This is a genomic window from Ensifer sp. LC11 (genome assembly GCF_001695835.1).
GTDB lineage: Bacteria > Pseudomonadota > Alphaproteobacteria > Rhizobiales > Rhizobiaceae > Ensifer.
This window is the reverse complement of record NZ_MBSO01000005.1, coordinates 119,640-136,798: the sequence shown is the minus strand read 5'-3', so window position 1 is coordinate 136,798 and position 17,159 is coordinate 119,640. Positions and strand designations below refer to the sequence as shown.

At 63.3% G+C, this 17,159-nt stretch carries 12 protein-coding genes; 8 read left to right on the top strand and 4 right to left on the bottom strand.

Going from position 1 to position 17,159, the window contains the following annotated elements:
• The first annotated feature begins 189 nt into the window (after positions 1-189).
• The 4 genes from BBX50_RS04345 (at position 190) to BBX50_RS04330 (ending at position 9,082) form a co-directional block, all read left to right on the top strand.
• Positions 190-1,419 (top strand): MFS transporter, encoded by a 1,230-nt coding sequence (locus BBX50_RS04345; RefSeq protein ID WP_065774086.1) that lies wholly within the window; start codon positions 190-192, stop codon positions 1,417-1,419.
• Positions 1,420-1,690: 271 nt separating this feature from the next.
• Positions 1,691-3,604: an autotransporter assembly complex family protein gene (locus tag BBX50_RS04340; protein ID WP_065774085.1), complete on the top strand. Its 1,914-nt coding sequence runs from the start codon at positions 1,691-1,693 to the stop codon at positions 3,602-3,604.
• A gap of 102 nt (positions 3,605-3,706) precedes the next feature.
• Positions 3,707-7,885: a translocation/assembly module TamB domain-containing protein gene (locus BBX50_RS04335; protein ID WP_065774084.1), complete on the top strand. Its 4,179-nt coding sequence runs from the start codon at positions 3,707-3,709 to the stop codon at positions 7,883-7,885.
• A gap of 411 nt (positions 7,886-8,296) precedes the next feature.
• Entirely contained in the window at positions 8,297-9,082 is a 786-nt protein-coding gene (locus BBX50_RS04330) for an APH(3') family aminoglycoside O-phosphotransferase (RefSeq protein ID WP_065774127.1), read from the top strand.
• A gap of 76 nt (positions 9,083-9,158) precedes the next feature.
• Here the strand turns inward: BBX50_RS04330 and BBX50_RS04325 are convergent, their stop codons facing one another.
• Together BBX50_RS04325 and BBX50_RS04320 are read right to left on the bottom strand one after the other, a co-directional pair.
• Complete coding sequence (locus tag BBX50_RS04325; RefSeq protein ID WP_065774083.1) at positions 9,159-9,641, bottom strand: VOC family protein; 483 nt, start codon at positions 9,639-9,641, stop codon at positions 9,159-9,161.
• A 112-nt stretch (positions 9,642-9,753) separates the two neighbouring features.
• Positions 9,754-10,188, bottom strand: a complete 435-nt coding sequence (locus BBX50_RS04320; protein WP_065774082.1) for an Lrp/AsnC family transcriptional regulator — start codon at positions 10,186-10,188, stop codon at positions 9,754-9,756.
• 154 nt (positions 10,189-10,342) lie between these two features.
• On the opposite strand from BBX50_RS04320, the gene rocF reads away from it, so the two are divergent.
• The 4 genes from rocF to BBX50_RS04300 all read left to right on the top strand — a co-directional run bounded on the left by rocF (position 10,343) and on the right by BBX50_RS04300 (position 15,689).
• The gene (rocF, locus tag BBX50_RS04315; RefSeq protein ID WP_065774081.1) at positions 10,343-11,266 is read left to right on the top strand and encodes an arginase; all 924 of its coding nucleotides are present in this window, start codon (positions 10,343-10,345) and stop codon (positions 11,264-11,266) included.
• A gap of 137 nt (positions 11,267-11,403) precedes the next feature.
• Positions 11,404-12,609: an ornithine--oxo-acid transaminase gene (rocD, locus tag BBX50_RS04310; protein WP_065774080.1), complete on the top strand. Its 1,206-nt coding sequence runs from the start codon at positions 11,404-11,406 to the stop codon at positions 12,607-12,609.
• Positions 12,610-13,003: 394 nt separating this feature from the next.
• Complete coding sequence (locus BBX50_RS04305; protein WP_057255050.1) at positions 13,004-13,483, top strand: chemotaxis protein CheW; 480 nt, start codon at positions 13,004-13,006, stop codon at positions 13,481-13,483.
• Positions 13,484-13,904: 421 nt separating this feature from the next.
• Positions 13,905-15,689 carry a PAS domain-containing methyl-accepting chemotaxis protein gene (locus tag BBX50_RS04300; RefSeq protein ID WP_065774079.1) on the top strand — a complete coding sequence of 595 codons (1,785 nt, stop codon included), beginning with the start codon at positions 13,905-13,907 and terminating at the stop codon, positions 15,687-15,689.
• A gap of 375 nt (positions 15,690-16,064) precedes the next feature.
• Here BBX50_RS04300 and BBX50_RS04295 read toward each other — a convergent pair whose 3' ends face one another.
• Positions 16,065-16,298, bottom strand: coding sequence for a formate dehydrogenase subunit delta (locus BBX50_RS04295; RefSeq protein ID WP_065774078.1), 234 nt, complete (start codon positions 16,296-16,298; stop codon positions 16,065-16,067).
• Positions 16,288-17,127: a formate dehydrogenase accessory sulfurtransferase FdhD gene (gene fdhD / locus BBX50_RS04290; protein ID WP_065774077.1), complete on the bottom strand. Its 840-nt coding sequence runs from the start codon at positions 17,125-17,127 to the stop codon at positions 16,288-16,290. Before fdhD ends, BBX50_RS04295 begins: the two co-directional genes overlap by 11 nt.
• Positions 17,128-17,159 lie beyond the last annotated feature (32 nt).

The window sequence follows — 17,159 nt, the reverse complement described above, 5'->3', positions numbered from 1 at the left end:
CCGCCGATGGGCTCGTCTGAAATCTCCCCCTCACGGCCGATGGCCCTGAGGGGGTTTTTCGTTGCGGCGGACGCCGCGGCCCAAGCCGGGTGAACGCGCAAGGCGCCGATCGAGCGCGCAGAAATCGGGTGGCAACCGTTGGCGCGATCGCTTCTTGCTGTCCTCGACAGATCATGATCGAGGTCCTCCATGTCGAAACTACCGGACACCGCATTGCCGCCAGCCTTCATAAGGATCGGCTGGTCCAACCTCTTCGCGCAATTATCAGAGCAGATGGCGCTGGCCGCCGCTCCCCTCGCCGCGGTCCTATTGCTTGCCGCCGGCCCGGCGGAAACCGGATGGCTGCAGATGGCCCAGACCCTGCCTTTCCTCCTGCTCTCGATCCCTGCCGGTCTCGCTGCCGACCGCGCGTCGCGACGCAACTTGATGGTCTCCTCGGAAATGCTGAGGGCCGTATCACTGGTTGCCACATTGCTGTTGATGGTCAGCGGCCTGCTGACGCTGCCGCTTCTCGGCCTCATGGGCTTCATCGGCGCCATCGGCACCGTGTGCTACAACGTCGCCGCACCCGCCCTTGTCCCGGCGATCGTTCCCCGCGCCCGATTGGCCGATGCCAATCGCTGGCTGGAACTCGCCCGCAGCTTTGCCTATTCCGGCGGACCTGCGATTGGCGGAGCCATCGTGGCGTGGAGCGGTGCATCCCTCGCCTATGTTGCAGCCACGGCGCTTTCCCTTCTCTCCGTGAGCCTGCTCGCCGGCCTTGGTGATCACCACCCACCGGCCATGCCCAAACGCAATCCGCTTCAGGACCTGGCCGAAGGCGCTCGGTTCCTTGCCGGCCATCCACTGCTGCGGCCCATTCTTGTGACAGCCATCGTCTTCAACACGGCCTGGTTCGTGTTGCAGGCCGTCTATGTCGCCTATGCCGTCCAGACCCTCGGCCTGACGGCAACGGGTGTCGGCATCACCTTGGGAATTTACGGCGCCGGCATGATGATCGGCGCACTCGCCGCCCCCGCAATTGGGCGCCGCGTCCCGTTCGGCGTGATGATCACTCTTGGCCCGCTCGGCGGTCTTATGGCGGCCGCAGCGATGCTCGCGACGATATGGGTGCCGTCAGGCGCCCTCGCCGGCCTGAGCTTCTTTCTGTTCGGTTCAGGACCAGTGCTCTGGTCGATCGCCACTCTCACCCTCAGACAGGCCGTGACGCCGAATGCGATGCTCGGGCGGGTTTCCGCTTTCATTGCCACCGCCACATTCGGCGCGCGGCCCATCGGCGCAGCCCTCGGGGCAATGGTCGCCACACGCTTCGGCGTCGAGGCCTGTCTTGCCGTCGCGGCTAGCGGTTTCCTGATGCAGTTTCTCGTCATCATAGCCTCTCGCGTACCGCAATTGCGGGCGCTGCCGGAAGCCGCATAGCTTTGGCTGACCACAGGTCAAGCGCGCCCAAGCGCCCTTCGGAGTGGCGGCGCGCTTGGCTGGAAGCCAGTCCTGCCGGGATTGGCGATTGTGCTGCGTCGACAACATTTCGACGCTTTTTCGAGCAAATCGGTACCGATTTTCGGCATCAGGGGTGGATGCTGCGGGCTGTCATCGTTAACAGATGGAAAACCTTAGGCATGCGATAGTGACCCGGCCGCATAAGCAGGCAGTTTGTATTGGGTCGCCTGAAGACGGGATGCGGAAGCGAATGTCCCCACCACGGTCGAGTATTGCGTACTGGAAGGCAGCGACTGTGTTTGCTGTTGCCTTTTCGTGCGCGCTCGGCCCGCTTTCCGCCGAAAAAGCCCACGCCTTCAAGCTCTTCGGCATGAAGTTCTTCGAAAGCGACGAGGAAGAAGCGCCGGTCATCGACCCGGTCAACTATACCCTTACTTTCGACGCCGGCACCGACGACAAGGAGCTGAAGGAAGCGCTGGAAAACAGCTCTCAGCTGGTTCAGGGCCAGGAAAAACCGGTCTCCGGCGATCTCGGCCTTGCGATCCGGGCGCGCGACGATCGCGACCGGCTGCTCGCCGCTCTCTATGAAAAGGCCCGCTACGGCGGCACCGTGGCGATCCGCGTCAACGGCCAGGACATCGACAGCCTGCCGCCGGATCCCGCATTCCCGGATGGCAAACCGATCCCGGTCACCGTCACCGTCACGCCAGGCCCGGTTTTCAAGGTTGGCACAGTCACGTTCGAAGGCGACGCGGTTGGCTTCAATCCTGCAGACTACGGCCTGCCTGCCGGGGCGCGCGCCGATTCGACACTGATCATCAAGGCCGGCGAGAAGGTCGTGAACGATCTGCGCGAGCAGGGCCGTCCCCTGGCCAAACTGACCGAGCGCAGTGCCGTCGCCAACCACGCCAACTCGACCGTCGACATCGTCATCGCTGCGAGCGGCGGACCTGTCGCTCCCGTCGGGGAGGTCAGTGTCGACGGCACCAAGACCGTCGACCCCGGATTCGTGCGCGACTATTCGCGCCTCAACGAAGGCCGCCCCTATTCGCCCGAAGATATCCGAAAGGCCTCCGAGCGCCTGCGCCAGCTCGGCGTCTTCTCGAGCGTCACGATCAAGGAAGCCAACACGCTTTCATCAGACGGTTCGATCCCGATGAAGATCGAGGTGTCGGAGGGCAAGCACAAATATTTCGGCTTCGGCGCCCAGGTTTCGACAACCGACGGCCTCGGAGTGTCCGGCTATTGGGGACACCGCAACCTGTTCGGCCGGGCCGAATCGCTGCGCATCGAAGGGTCGGTCGACCGCATCGGCGAAACGCAAGAACTGGACAAGCTCGATTATTCGGTCGGCATCCTCTTTGCCAAACCCGGCGCCTTCGGTCCCGCCTCGACCTTTACCGCGAGCCTCAGGGCCAACATCCAGGATCCGGACGCCTATCGCGCCAAGATCCTGACCGGTGCGGCGGGCGCCACGTTCGAACTCTCGGATACCGATACCTTTTCGGGCGGCGGCGAGCTCAGCTGGGCCGACATCGACGACGCCTTCGGCTCGAACTCCTATCTGACCGCCGCCATTCCGCTCGAATATGTGCGCGATACCCGCAACGACAAGCTGAATGCGACCGACGGCTACCGGGCGATGATCAACGCCAAGCCGAGCTACGAGATCAAGGGCCAGACTTTCTTCTCGTCGTTTGAAGCGTCGGCATCGGGCTATCACGCGCTTGGCGACGAGAAGCGCTTCGTTCTCGCCGGCAAGATCGGCGCCGGCGTCTTGGTCGGCGGCAGCGGGCTTGAGGACATTCCGGCCAACCGTCGCTTCTATCTCGGCGGCGGCGGCTCGGTACGCGGCTATTCCTATCAGGAAATCGGCCCGCGCAATGCCGACAACGAGGAGACCGGCGGGCGCTCCTATGTCAACGCCTCGCTCGAAGCCCGCATCGCGATCACCGACACGATCGGTGTCGTTCCCTTCATCGATGCCGGCACGGTCTCTGCAAAGACGACACCTGATTTCTCCGACATCCGCGCCGGCGCCGGCATCGGCCTGCGCTATGCGACCCCCTTCGGGCCGATCCGCCTCGACTTCGCCGTGCCGCTCAATAAATATCCCGGCGGCACCAAGTACGGCATCTATGCCGGTATCGGCCAATCCTTCTGAACAGGGCCGATTCTCCAGCCAGAACCGGCAAATTGCCGTTATCGGGGGATAGTTTCTCCCGCAGCGATTCCGCTGCAGCGCAACTTGCGTTATGGGTAGATCATGAATCAGGTCGTCCGCTTCCTTGGCACGACGCTGCGCTATGGCCTTCGTGTGCTTGGCGTGATCGCGGTCGTTGCCCTCCTTCTCCTCGCCTTCGTGGGCTTCACCACTCCCGGCGCCCGGCTCGTCGCCTGGGCGATCGAGAAGTATGCGGCGACGCCGGACCAGATCGTGCGGATCGCCGATCCGAGTGCGCTCCTGACCGGTGAGTTTACGGCCGGAAGCATCACGCTCTTCGACGGCGAAGGTGTCTATGCGGAGGTCCGTGACCTCAAGCTCGACTGGTCGCCTGCGGCGCTGCTGTCCTTCCGTTTCGACGCGTCGGCAATCTCGGCCGGCCTGGTGCGCGTCGAGCGCCTGCCTGTGCCATCCACCGAGACCAAGGAAGTCCGCTCGACCTTCGTGCTTCCGGTCGATGTCAAGATCGACGCGATCGACCTCAAGGAGATCGTCATCGGCAAGGCAATCGCCGGCGAGGATCAGTTCCTGACCGCCAGCGGCAAAGTGAACGCCACGAACGAGAGCATCGCCCTTGGCCTGACCGCCGCCCAGCGTGACCGGCCGGACGCCCGCGCCGTAGCCGACATCGTCTTCAATCCGGCCGGCAATGAACTCAAACTCGAGGCAACGGTCGACGAACCTCAAAACGGCGTGCTCGCAAAACTCCTGCGACTGCCCAACGAGCCCGCGGTCAACATCAAGGTCACCGGCGAGGGACCGCTTTCCGACTGGGCCGGCAACGCGACGGCGGCACTTGACGGCAGTGAGATCCTCAAGCTCGACGGCCGTCATGTGCAGACGAAAGACGGCATGCACCGGCTGACGGTCAACGGTGGCGGCGGCTTCGGCGCGCTGATGCCGCCGGCGCTGCGCCCGATGTTCGGGGGCGAGACCAGCATCGACATCGCCGCCGCCTTCAACGGCCAGGGTCTCGTTCGCGTCGACAAGGGGCAGGTGAGAACCGGGGCGCTCAGCTTTGGTGCCTTCGGCACCTTCGACAGCAAGGGCGAAAACAACCTGCAGGCCAGGCTCGCTGGCACCAATGGCGCAATCGACTTTCGCTGGCCGCTCGAAAAGGGCGAGGCTCAGGCAAAGATCAATGCCGTCAACCTGTCTCTGACCGGCGACGCGCAAGCCGCCAGTCTCGATCTCGCAGCAGACATCGCCTCCGTGGCGCTGCCGGATGTGGCGCTCGGCGCCGTCAAGTTTTCGGCACACAGCGACGCCTTCAATCTTCAGGCGCAATCCGGCCCGGTGAAGACAGTGATCGAAGTAGGCGAGGCCGGCTTCAGCGATCCCAACCTTACCCGTCTGGTCCAGGCGCCGCTCAAGTTGGACGCAATCCTATCGGTGACCAGGGAAAACATCGCCTTTAATCCGGTGACAATCGAAAGCCCCGGCGTCGGCGGGTCCATCACCGGCGCCTTCTATCGTGACGAGAACGCGCTCGCTGCTGCCTTCAAGCTGTTTGCCGTTCCGGACGCGCTGCCGCCCGCGGCAGCGGCGAAGTTCGAAGGCACCATCGCGCTCGCAGGCGAAGTCAAGACCACAAGCGACGGCAGCGTGACCGTCGAAGGCCTCGAGCTCAAGTCGAGCACGATCGAGGCCTCAGGCACCGTCGCCCTGGCCCAGAGCAATCTGACGGCCGACCTCAAGGGAACCCTGCCCGATCTCGGCAAGATCCTGGCCGACGCCAAGGGCAAGGCCGATTTCACCGCAGCGGTGACGGGCCCGCTTGCCGAACTCGGCATCAAGGCAGAGCTCACCTCGAGCGGCGCGACGCTCGCCGGCCGCACGCTGAGCGACCTCACGATCAAGGCCGACGCGAAAGCCAACCCCTCGAGCCCACAGGCAAGCCTCACGGCCACGGGTGCGCTCGACGGCCAGGCGATCGACGTCAAGGCCGATGTCGTCTCCAAGGACGGTCGCACCGGGATCCCCGTACTCGAGGCCCGGATCGGCGAGAACACGCTGACCGGCGCGATCAATTTCACGCCCGACTTCAAGCCGGACGGCAACGTCAATTTCGACCTGCCGGACCTCGGCCTGCTGGCCGCCATGGCCGGTGAGAAGGCCTCGGGCGACCTCAAAGGCTCGGCGACGATCAAGACCGCCAATGGCATCACCTCCGTCGTGGTCAAGGCCGGTGGCAGCGGCATCAAGCGCGATGCGCTGACGATCGCCAAGCCGACCGCCGACATCACCATCTCCGATGTCGCAGCCCTTGCCATCAAGGGCAGCATCCGCGCCGAGACCATCGCGCAGGGAGAAAACCGCGTTTCCGGGCTCGCCGTTGATTTTGAGCAGCAGGCTGGCCGCACCGGCTTTGCCATCAACGGCAAGTATGATGGTGGCCCGCTGACCGCGAAAGGCGACCTCAGCAGCGCCAAAGGCCGTACCGAAATTCGCCTTCAGTCCTTCGGTGCGACCCCGAAGGGCATCGCGCTGAAGCTTGCGCAGCCGACGGCGATCGCCATCGAAAATGGCACCGTCCGTCTCAACGCGCTGACGATCCAGGCATCGAAGGGCACCATCACCGTCAACGGCAGCGCGGGCGAAAAGCTTGATATCACCGCGAAGCTGAACGCTCTGCCGGCAGCCTTGGTCAACGCTTTTGCACCGGATCTTGGCGCCGAAGGCACGATCGCCGGTAGCGTCGATGTCGACGGCGCAGCGTCCGCACCTGTTGTCGCCTATGATCTCAAATGGTCCGGCGCATCGCTCGCCGCTGCGCGCACGGCCGGCGTCGCCGCCTTCGACATCGCGGCCAGCGGCAAATTCGCCAACAACAAGGTGACGCTCGACACAACACTTACGGGCGCCGGCGGCCTTGCCTTCAAGGGCGGCGGCAATGTCGATATCGGCGGTACCATGCCGATATCAATGAAGTTCAACGGCAACGTGCCTTTCGCACTCATCGCCAGCCTGATGGCAGAAAAAGGCTTCACGCTGACAGGCCAGGCGAAGGTCGACGTCGCCATTTCCGGTTCGGCCAAGGCACCGCAGATCGCCGGCACCCTCACCACGTCAGGCGGCCGCCTCGTCGACGTGCGCCGCAACCTCGCGCTCGATAACCTGACCGCCAATGTCGCGCTCGACGGCAAGCAGGCGACGATCTCCAAGCTCTCGGCCAATCTCGCAACCGGCGGCTCCGTTGAGGCGAGCGGCACCGTCGGCACCGTTCCCGGCTCCAGCTTCCCGGCCAATCTGACGATCAAGCTGAACAACGCAACCTATGTCGACGGCACGCTGTTCAACGCCAATCTCAATGGCGAGATGACGTTGACCGGTCCGCTGGTCGCGACACCGACGCTCGGCGGCAAGGTGACGATCCGCAAGGCGTCGATCACCATTCCGGAAAAACTGCCGACCTCGCTTTCGGCGATCGACATCAAGCACAAGAATGCGCCGCCCAAGGTGCAGAAGATGGTCAAGGACCTGCGCAAGGACGAGGCGCCGGGCGCCGGCGCCAATGCCAGTGGCGTCATCGCCTTTGACCTTGGCGTCAACGCCCACCAGATCTTCGTGCGCGGCCGCGGCATCGACGCCGAACTCGGCGGCGACCTGACGATCCGCGGCACGGCCGTGCAGCCGGTCGTTTCCGGCGGCTTTGAAATGCGCCGCGGGCGCCTCGAAATCCTTGGCAAGCGGCTGACCTTCACCGACGGCAAGATCGGCTTCGGCGGCGACCTGATCCCGACGCTCGACCTCAAGGCAACCTCGAGCGTCGGCGCCACCACGATCACCGTTTCGGTGGCGGGCCTTGCCAACAATCCGCAGATCGCCTTCTCGTCGTCGCCGGCGCTGCCGCAGGACGAGATCCTGGCGCAGCTGATCTTCAACCGGTCGCTCTCGAACCTCTCAGCCTTCCAGATCGCCCAGCTCGCGTCCGCCGTCAGCCAGCTTGCCGGCGGCGGCTCGACATCACTGCTCGACGGCCTGCGCAACAAACTCGGCGTCGACGACCTCGACGTCACCACCGACGAGAACGGCGGCGCTTCGGTGCGCGCCGGCAAGTATCTCAATGACCGGACCTATATCGAGCTGCAGCAGGGCTCCGATTCCGCCTCCAGCAAGGCGGTCATCAATCTCGATGTCGGCAAGGGCGTGAAGCTCAAGGGATCGGCGGCCGGCGACGGTTCCGCATCAGGCGGTATCTTCTTCGAAAAGGAATACTGAGCGACCGCTCCCCTCCTCTGCAGCATGGCAAATCGAAGGGCCTGCGGGTAGCGATCCGCCGTCCTTTTGCCGCACAGGAGCTGCCGTGAGCCACGCGCTTCCCCTGATCTTGACGCGGGCTCCCTGCGGCACTTGCAGGGCTTGATCGAGATTTGGCCAGGAGATGACGCCGTCGGGCCAAACGCCCGCAAAATGCACGCGAAACCTGCGTTGCGGCAGTGGCATAACCACGACACAGACCCTACATCGACGTCCGGCCGCGTCGCGACCTAGAGCACCGTGCGTTCACATGAACGCGCAACGGACGTTCTAACGCTTTGATTCGATAGCATCTTTCTGCCTAGGGTGACTCTCCTCGGGGCAGGATGCTCTCGCTATTTTCATTCATTTTTTCAGGTGATCGTCTTGTCCTTGCGAATTCCCAATATCGAACTCCCGGAAAATTTCGATCCGCTGGTTACCGGCTATGACTGGAACCGCGACACGCTCGGCCAGTCGGACTCCAGCATCTATCTGTTGAAGGCGGCGGGCCGCCCGATGCTGGTGCTGAAGGTCGAGGCTGCCGGCCCCTTCGGCGAATTCGCCGATGAGGCCACCCGGCTCGATTGGCTGACATCGCAGGGCGTTCCTTGTCCGCAAATCCTCGCCCGCGCCTTCGGAGCGGAAACGAACTGGCTACTCTTGCAGGCTGTCGAAGGCACCGATCTCGCATCGACGACCTTGTCGCCCAAGGACCAGATTGTCATCCTGGCGAACGCACTGAAGCGATTGCATGCGTTGGATGTTGCCGCCTGCCCCTTCGATCACCGGATCGACAAGCGCATCGCCATCGCGAGCGCACGCACCCAAGCCGGCCTGATTGATGAAAGCGACTTCGACGAAGCGCGCCTTGGCCGCACGGCGGCAGACCTCTTTACCGAGCTGCAAGCCCGCGTGCCTTCGACCAAGGTGCTCGTCGTCACCCACGGCGACGCCTGTCTGCCGAACATCATCGAAAGCAATGGTCGCTTTGCCGGCTTCATCGATTGCAGTCGGCTTGGCGTCGCCGATCCCTATCAGGATATCGCGCTTGCCTGCCGCAGCATCGCCCACAATCTCGGCGAGGAATGGGTTTCGCCGTTCCTGACACTTTATGGAATAGACAAGGACGACCGGCAAAAGCGCGATTTCTACTGCCTTCTCGATGAGTTTTTCTGATCCCCCACTTGGGCCGATACAGAGCCCCCCGCCAGGCACTCGGCCGCCAAGCCATTGTGGAAAGGGCCCCAACGCCTCACGCAGCGTTGCGGGCCTCGACGCTCAGATCGACGATGTCGGCATCCTCGATCGCGTTGAACAGCGCCCAGATATGGCCGAAGGGATCGATGAAGGCACCGACACGATCGCCGGTCGACAGCGTTTCAGCCGCATTCCTAAGGCTTGCCCCGGCGCCGATCGCCCGGCCGATGACGCGATCGACGTCGCGCACATGCAGTTCCAGGATCACCGCCGTCGTGCCGAGCGCGTGCGGCGACCGCGGCCCCCCGAGCCTGGGCTCGGCGTCGCGTCGCGGATTGGCGCCCGCTATCCGGAAGACCGATTCGCCGATCCTCAGATCCGCGCTCGTCAGAATGCCGCTCGGCCATTCATGCCGCTGCAGGAGCTCGGCGCCAAGCGCCTCGCGATAAAAGGCGATGGCGCGATCCTCGTCGCCATGCCTGACAAACAGCTTCACACAGATCTGCCGATCGGCAAGCCTGCCGCCATTGGCAACCATGACATCCTCCATCTTGGGTGAGGCGCACAGGATAGCGAAATACGAGAACAAATCAAGAACAATCGGACTCTGACGAGCAACTTCGTCGCCGCTTGGCGGCGGTCCAACACAGTCAGAAAGCGCCGGTCATCTTGCTGGTTTTCAGAAGGATGTTGGTCTCCGTGACGGTGATGCCATCGATCAGACGGATGCGCCGCAGCGTCTCGTCGAAGGAGACGAGATCACGATCCTCCAGTTCGGCGATGAAGTCCCAGCGGCCATTGGTGCTGTGCAGCGCCCTGACCTGCGGCAGACCGCGCATTTGCTCGGCGACGCGGTCGGCCATCTTGCCGTGAACCTCGATCATCACCACCGCGCGCACGCCGGATGCCGGGATTTCCGCGCCGGTGCGGATGGTAAAGGCCGCGATCGTGCCGTTGGCGACCAGCCTGTCGATGCGGGCGGCAACAGTTGCGCGCGACACGCCGGTCATCGCCGAGAGCGCCGAAACGGCGATGCGTGCATTCTGGCGCAGCGCGCTGATCAGCGCCTGATCGAGGTCATCCATGGCTGTCACTTTGCAATATCGTACTTATCAGTCTGCGCGTTTTATCTCACTAATCGGCAGTTTTCCATCTTTTTGCTGACGCGCACTTTCGCCATAATCCGCGCGACGACCCAAACGGGGTCACAGGGATTTATTGAGAAGGAATCGGGCGGACATGACGACCATCACGCTGATCGGCGCACCCATCGAGGAAGGTTCTGGACGACGCGGCGCGGCCATGGGGCCGACGGCACTGCGCATTGCCGGCATCGACATGGTGCTGCGCGACCTCGGCCACACGGTTCACGACGAAGGCGACGTCAAGCCGCTGCCGGCCCGCGACCTCGCCAACCACCAGGGTGCCAACAATCTGCAGATCGTCGCCGCCTTCGCCCGCGCGCTGCATGATTCCGTGCACGACACGGTCCGCAAGGGCCACTTCCCCATCATTCTCGGCGGTGACCACGCGCTGTCCATGGGCAGCGTCTCCGGCATGGCGCGTTACGCCGCCGAAGTCGGCCGCCCGCTCTTCGTGCTCTGGCTCGACGCCCATGCCGACTTCAACTCGCCGTCGACGTCGCCGTCCGGCAACATGCACGGCATGCCCGTCGCCTATTTCTGCGGCCAGGCCGAGTTCGCCCCGATCCTGCCCACCGACCGTCCGCTGGTCGATCCGAAGAAGGTCTTCCAGGTCGGCATCCGCTCCGTCGACGACCGCGAGCGCGAAGAGATCACCGAGCACGGGGTCCGCGTCTATGACATGCGCGCCGTCGACGAACTCGGCATGGCCCACATCATGCGCCAGATCCTCAATGAAGTGCGCGCCGCCAACGGCCTGCTGCATGTCAGCCTCGACGTCGACTTCATGGATCCGGAACTCGCCCCCGGCGTCGGCACCACCGTTCCCGGCGGCGCGACCTTCCGCGAGGCGCACCTGATCATGGAAATGCTCTGGGAAAGCGAGCTCGTTTCCTCGCTCGACGTCGTTGAGCTCAATCCCTTCCTCGATGACCGCGGCAAGAGCGCGCGCATCCTGGTCGAACTGACGGCGAGCCTCTTTGGTCGTCGCGTGCTCGACCGGCCGACCCGCAGCGCCTAGATCACGTTGATTTCGGGTCGAGTCGACCCGAAATCATAAACGTGATCGGCTCTCATAAGTGAGAGCGGGATGTGGGCGGAAAACCGCAAACACTTTTCCTCATCCCGCTCAGAAAACAGACAAACGGAGGACGATGGATGAATACGACGGCAGCCCTGATCGAAACCGAATACCGGCTCGGCGCCCATAACTACAAGCCGCTCGACGTGGTGCTCTCGCGCGGCGAAGGCGTCTATGTCTGGGACATGGAGGGCAATCGCTACCTCGATTGTCTCTCGGCCTATTCGGCCGTCAACCAGGGCCACTGCCATCCGAAGATCCTGCAGGCGATGATGGAGCAGGCGCAGAAGCTGACGCTGACCTCGCGCGCCTTCCGCAATGACCAGCTCGCGCATTTCTATGAGGAGATCGCAGCGCTGACCGGCTCGCACAAGGTGCTGCCGATGAACTCCGGTGCCGAGGCCGTCGAGACCGCGGTCAAGGCCGTGCGCAAATGGGGCTACGAGGTCAAGGGCGTGGCTGAGAACCAGGCCGAGATTATCGTCTGCTCCAACAACTTCCATGGCCGCACCATGGGCATCGTCGGCTTCTCCACCGACCCGGACGCCCGCACAGGCTTCGGTCCTTTCGCTCCCGGTTTCCGGGTTGTGCCCTTCGGCGATATCGACGCCTTCCGCGCCGCGATCAACGAGAACACCGTTGCGTTCCTCGTCGAACCGATCCAGGGCGAAGCCGGCGTGATCGTTCCGCCTGTCGGCTACTTCACGACCGTGCGCGAGCTCTGCACCAGGCATGGCATCACGTTGATCCTCGACGAGATCCAGACCGGCCTCGGCCGCACCGGCAAGCTGCTCGCCGAGGAGCACGAGGCGATCGAAGCCGACATGACGCTGATCGGCAAGGCTCTGTCCGGTGGTTTCTACCCGGTCTCGGCTGTCCTCTCCAACTCGGAAGTGCTGGGTGTGCTGAAGCCCGGCCAGCATGGCTCGACCTTCGGCGGCAACCCGCTCGCCTGCGCCATCGCCCGCGCCGCTCTGAAGGCGCTGACCGAGGAAGGTATGATCGAGAACTCGGCCCGCATGGGCGAGCGCTTCCAGAAGGGCCTCACCGACATCCGCTCCAACATCATCAAGGACGTGCGCGGTCGCGGCCTCATGCTGGCGGTGGAACTGGTTCCGGAAGCTGGCGGCGCCCGCAAGTATTGCGAAGCGCTGAAGGAGCGCGGCATCCTTGCCAAGGATACCCATGGCGACACCATCCGCATCGCGCCGCCGCTCGTCATCACTGCCGACCAGGTGGACTGGGCCGTCGATCAGTTTGCCGCGGTCCTCGCCTCCGCCTGACCCTTGCCTCCTGATCCCGGTCTGCCCCGAGCCGTCGTGGGGCGGACCGTCCCTTGCGAAGGTCGTTGTTTTGCTGGAACGGTAGGATGTCCGACGCGTGGAACAGCGCGACAGCAGCCGTAAAACCGTGTTGCGCTTTTCCCGGGATGGCTTGCCCGCGCCTACAAAAGCAAGTCTTAACGAATCCCGGCCTATAGTGCCTTCCCAAAGCGCAAAGCGGTTCCTCCGCGCATGATGCAGCTGCGCCCCACCGGATGTGATCGGTGGATTGTAAGGATCTCTCCCGAACGGATTTTCGGTCGCGCTCAATGCGTCGGCAGCCCCAAGCGGAGATGTCTCGAGTTTGGCGATGTCGCGCCCGTAGGCCGCGACCGGAAAGCTGGAAGGACCTTCGATGACAAGCACACTCAGAACGGCCGGTTTCGACGGCGAGACGCTGGAAATCATTGCGTTCCGCCTCCACGATCAGGAATTCTGCGTCAAGACGACGACGATCCGCGAGATCCGTGGCTGGGCGCCTTCGACCCCCATCCCGCATTCGCCGCCGGAAGTGATCGGCGTCATGAACCTGCGCGGCACGGTGATCCCGATCATCGATCTCGCCCACAAGCTCGGCATGAAATCGACGACGGCCAATGAACGCAGCGCCATCGTCGTCGCCGAGGTGCACAACATGGTGATCGGTCTCGTCGTCGACCGCGTCTCCGACATCCTTACGGTTCAGGGCAGCCAGGTTCAGCCGGTTCCTGAAGTAACGGCCTCCTTCGACAAGAGCTTCGCCGAGGGCATCATCGCCAATGAGAACGGCATGATCTGCTTCCTCAACCTTGCGCGCATGTTCAAGGAGCGTGAGGTCGAAGAACTGGCCGCCTAAGCCGCCCGACCAACCCTATGCAGGCCGCCCCACGTTCCGTGGGGCGGCCTTTTTTATTGGCAGTGCCCCGACCTCTACGACAGAGCCTGGAAAAACAGGCGTACCTAATTCAACTAAAATTGGGATCTATGAGTTCTTACAACTAAAATTTGATAGTTGCTATTTTAACACCTGCTTAATAGTCCTATCACTAACCTAGATTGCATAACACGGCGCCTTGGGCATGAAGCCCGGTGGTTCGAACTCCCCTCACGAAGCACGAAACCGCTGACCCGGTGGGCCAGCGCGGGACGACCAGGCATTTTTCGGCAGGCCGGCATTTGTCTTAGTCCGGGAATTGCGCCGCTTTGGCCCCGCAAGCCCTGTCAAAGAAGGCACGAAGCCCCGGCTTGAGCCAAACAAACGAGATCAGAGGGTTCCTATGTTCGCTCTCGGTAAAATTGCAGATGCGACCCACATCGTCGCCGCGCTTTCAAAGTCGCAGGCCATCATCCAGTTCGACCTGACCGGCAACATCCTGACCGCCAATGAGAATTTCTGCCAGGCACTCGGCTACAGCCTCGCTGAAATCGTCGGCCAGCACCACCGCATGTTCTGTTCGGCCGACTACGCCCAGACACAGGAGTACCGCGACTTCTGGGCCCGCCTTGGCCGCGGCGAGTTTGATGCCAATGCCTACAAGCGCGTCACCAAGGGCGGACGCGAGATCTGGATCCAGGCGACCTACAATCCGGTACTGCGCAACGGCAGGCCCTATAAGGTGGTGAAATTTGCAAGCGACATCACTGCCGCCAAGGCAAGGGCGGTGGAAGATGCCGGCAAGCTCGACGCAATCTCCCGTTCGCAAGCGATGATCGAATTCACGCCGTCCGGTGAAATCCTGACCGCCAACGAGAATTTCTGCGCCGCGCTCGGCTATAGCCTCGCCGAGATCCAGGGTAAACATCACAGCATGTTCTGCGAGCCGACCTATGCGCGCAGCAGCGAATATGCCGATTTCTGGAAGCGGCTCGCCGCTGGCGAATTCTTCTCCAACGAGTTCGTGCGCTACGGCAAGGGCGGCAAGGAAATCTGGATCCAGGCGGCCTACAACCCGATCCGCGACCTGAGTGGCAAGGTCTACAAGGTCGTCAAGTTCGCGACCGACGTCAGCGAACGCATGGGCGCGATCAAAAGCCTCGGCGCGGGCTTGCAAGCCCTGGCCGGGGGCGACCTGACCCGCACGCTCGACACCCCCTTCGTGCCCAGCATGGAAACAGTGCGGGCCGATTTCAACGGTGCGATCGGCAAGCTCTGCGAAGCCATGCGAACGGTCGGCGACAACGCCACGGCGATCGCATCCGGCGCTCGCGAAATCCGCTCAGCCGCCGACGACCTGTCCAAACGCACGGAACAACAGGCAGCCTCCGTTGAGGAAACCGCGGCTGCGCTGGACGAAATCACCACGACGGTATCGGATTCGAGCCGGCGTGCCGAGGAAGCTGGCGGACTGGTCGCCAAGACCAAGGCCGGCGCCGAACGCTCAGGCACTGTCGTCAAGAGCGCCATTGGTGCGATGGACCAGATCGAGCAGTCGTCGCGCGAAATCTCCAACATCATCGGCGTGATCGACGACATCGCCTTCCAGACCAACCTCCTGGCATTGAACGCCGGTGTCGAGGCGGCACGGGCCGGCGAAGCGGGCAAGGGCTTCGCCGTCGTCGCCCAGGAGGTGCGCGAACTGGCGCAACGCTCCGCAAGTGCTGCCAAGGATATCAAGGCGTTGATCGGCGCCTCCACCGAACACGTCAAGAATGGCGTGTCGCTCGTCGGTCAGACGGGTGCGGCACTCGAAGAGATCCTCTCTCAGGTCCAGGAGATAAACGCCAACGTCTCGGCAATCGTCGAAGCGGCCCGCGAACAATCGACCGGCCTTAAGGAGATCAACCAGGCGGTCAACTCCATGGACCAGGCGACCCAGCAAAACGCCGCCATGGTCGAGGAAAGCACGGCTGCAAGCCACGCCATGGCCCGCGAGGCGGAAGCCCTGCATGAGCTGCTCCGGCAGTTCCGCTACGGCGAGCAGACCCAGGTCATCGACGCGAACCGCCACTTCGACGACCGTGCGCAGCCGGCCCGTCTGCACGCGACCGCACGCGCCATGCGCAGCGGCCAACGAACAATGGCAGCCGCGGCACCGGCCGCGGACGGCTGGCAGAATTTCTGAGCGCACATCCCTGCACCCCGCGCTCGGGAATGGGGAAGGCGGCGACCGGTAGCCGCCTTCCCTTAATTTTTTCAGATGTTGAAGATGCCTCAATCAAGGCCGCCCGTTTCACGAACCCTCGGGCATTCGCCGGCGGCGCGACCGCTGCGGGCGGCCGCTGACGCAAGCGCCTACTGCATGTTTCCTTTAACCATAGCCGATTAAAGGACAAAAACATGCAGCAATTCAAAGCCCTACAGCGACCTTTGCGCGTCCGATGAGACGCGCGGCGCTGTAGAGCATCCTGCTCTCAAGTGGATCCACGTGAGGCGGAAAGATGCTCTAGAATCAAAGAGCTAGAGCGTCCTTGCTGCGTTCGTACGAACGCACGGCGCTCTAGGCGGCTTCCGGACGCTTGATCTTCGGTGCCGCTTCCAGCACCAGCGGCGTCAGCCCCTCGCCGCCCTTGTCGATATGCTCGAACAATTTGCGCCGCATGCGCGGCTCCCAGTATTTGTTGATATGAGTGGCAACGCCCTGTGCCGCTTCCGCCTGAGGCTGGCTGTTGAAGAAGGTGGCGATCTGGTTCGCCATGTAGATCAGCTTGGCGTTGGTATTGTCATGCGACATCGGCGACAGCTCCGGACTTGATGCGTTCGGCATGGGTAAAGATCTCGAATTCATCGCCGCGCACCAGCGCAATCAGCGTCATGCCCGCAGCTTCCGCCGTGCGGATGGCGAGCGCCGTTGGCGCCGAAATGGCGATGATCACGGCGCTGCCGACGACTGCAGTCTTCTGCACCATCTCCACGGAAACGCGGCTGGTGACGACAACCGCGCCCTCGCTGCCCTTGAAACCGGCACGAGCCGCAGCCCCCACCAGCTTGTCGAGCGCATTGTGGCGGCCGACATCCTCGCGCACGGCGATCAGACCGCGGCCCGGCACGTAGAAGGCGGCACCATGCACGGCGCGGGTTTCGAAATGCAGCGGCTGCTGGCCGTTGAGCAGCGCCACGGCGGAAACCACTTCCTCCTGCGACAGCGTCAGCTTCGAGCCGGAAACATCCGGCGTCGGCCGCACCGCCTGCTCGATCGACTCGATACCGCAGAGGCCACAGCCGACCGGGCCCGCCATATGACGGCGACGTTGGCGCAGCATGTCGTTCTCTTCGTCGCGAAGGACTATCTGTAAGTCGATGCCGAGATTACCGGCGACCGTCTCGGAAACGATCTCGACGGTTTCGATCTGGCCGGGATCGGTGATGATGCCCTCGGTCAGGCTGAAACCGACGGCAAAATCCTCGAGATCGCCGGGTGTAGCCATCATCACCGCATGGGTCGAGCCGCCATAGCTGAAGGCAACCGGCGTTTCTTCCGGCACCGTGCGCGAACCGTCCCGAAGCCCGCCGTTGCGGCGGGCCGCCCCGGGAACGGTCTTGGATGTCCTGAACGTGGTCATCGCTCGCTGAGGCGTTGGGCGCCCCCTCGCTG

Bases quoted from the DNA above. Each gene is read 5' to 3' on its own strand.
- rocF (WP_065774081.1), top strand. From the start codon at position 10,343: ATGACGACCATCACGCTGATCGGCGCACCCATCGAGGAAGGTTCTGGA.
- BBX50_RS04345 (WP_065774086.1), top strand. From the start codon at position 190: ATGTCGAAACTACCGGACACCGCATTGCCGCCAGCCTTCATAAGGATC.
- BBX50_RS04325 (WP_065774083.1), bottom strand. From the start codon at position 9,641: ATGGTTGCCAATGGCGGCAGGCTTGCCGATCGGCAGATCTGTGTGAAG.
- BBX50_RS04340 (WP_065774085.1), top strand. From the start codon at position 1,691: ATGTCCCCACCACGGTCGAGTATTGCGTACTGGAAGGCAGCGACTGTG.
- BBX50_RS04295 (WP_065774078.1), bottom strand. From the start codon at position 16,298: ATGTCGCATGACAATACCAACGCCAAGCTGATCTACATGGCGAACCAG.
- BBX50_RS04300 (WP_065774079.1), top strand. From the start codon at position 13,905: ATGTTCGCTCTCGGTAAAATTGCAGATGCGACCCACATCGTCGCCGCG.
- BBX50_RS04305 (WP_057255050.1), top strand. From the start codon at position 13,004: ATGACAAGCACACTCAGAACGGCCGGTTTCGACGGCGAGACGCTGGAA.
- BBX50_RS04320 (WP_065774082.1), bottom strand. From the start codon at position 10,188: ATGGATGACCTCGATCAGGCGCTGATCAGCGCGCTGCGCCAGAATGCA.
- BBX50_RS04335 (WP_065774084.1), top strand. From the start codon at position 3,707: ATGAATCAGGTCGTCCGCTTCCTTGGCACGACGCTGCGCTATGGCCTT.
- fdhD (WP_065774077.1), bottom strand. From the start codon at position 17,127: ATGACCACGTTCAGGACATCCAAGACCGTTCCCGGGGCGGCCCGCCGC.
- rocD (WP_065774080.1), top strand. From the start codon at position 11,404: ATGAATACGACGGCAGCCCTGATCGAAACCGAATACCGGCTCGGCGCC.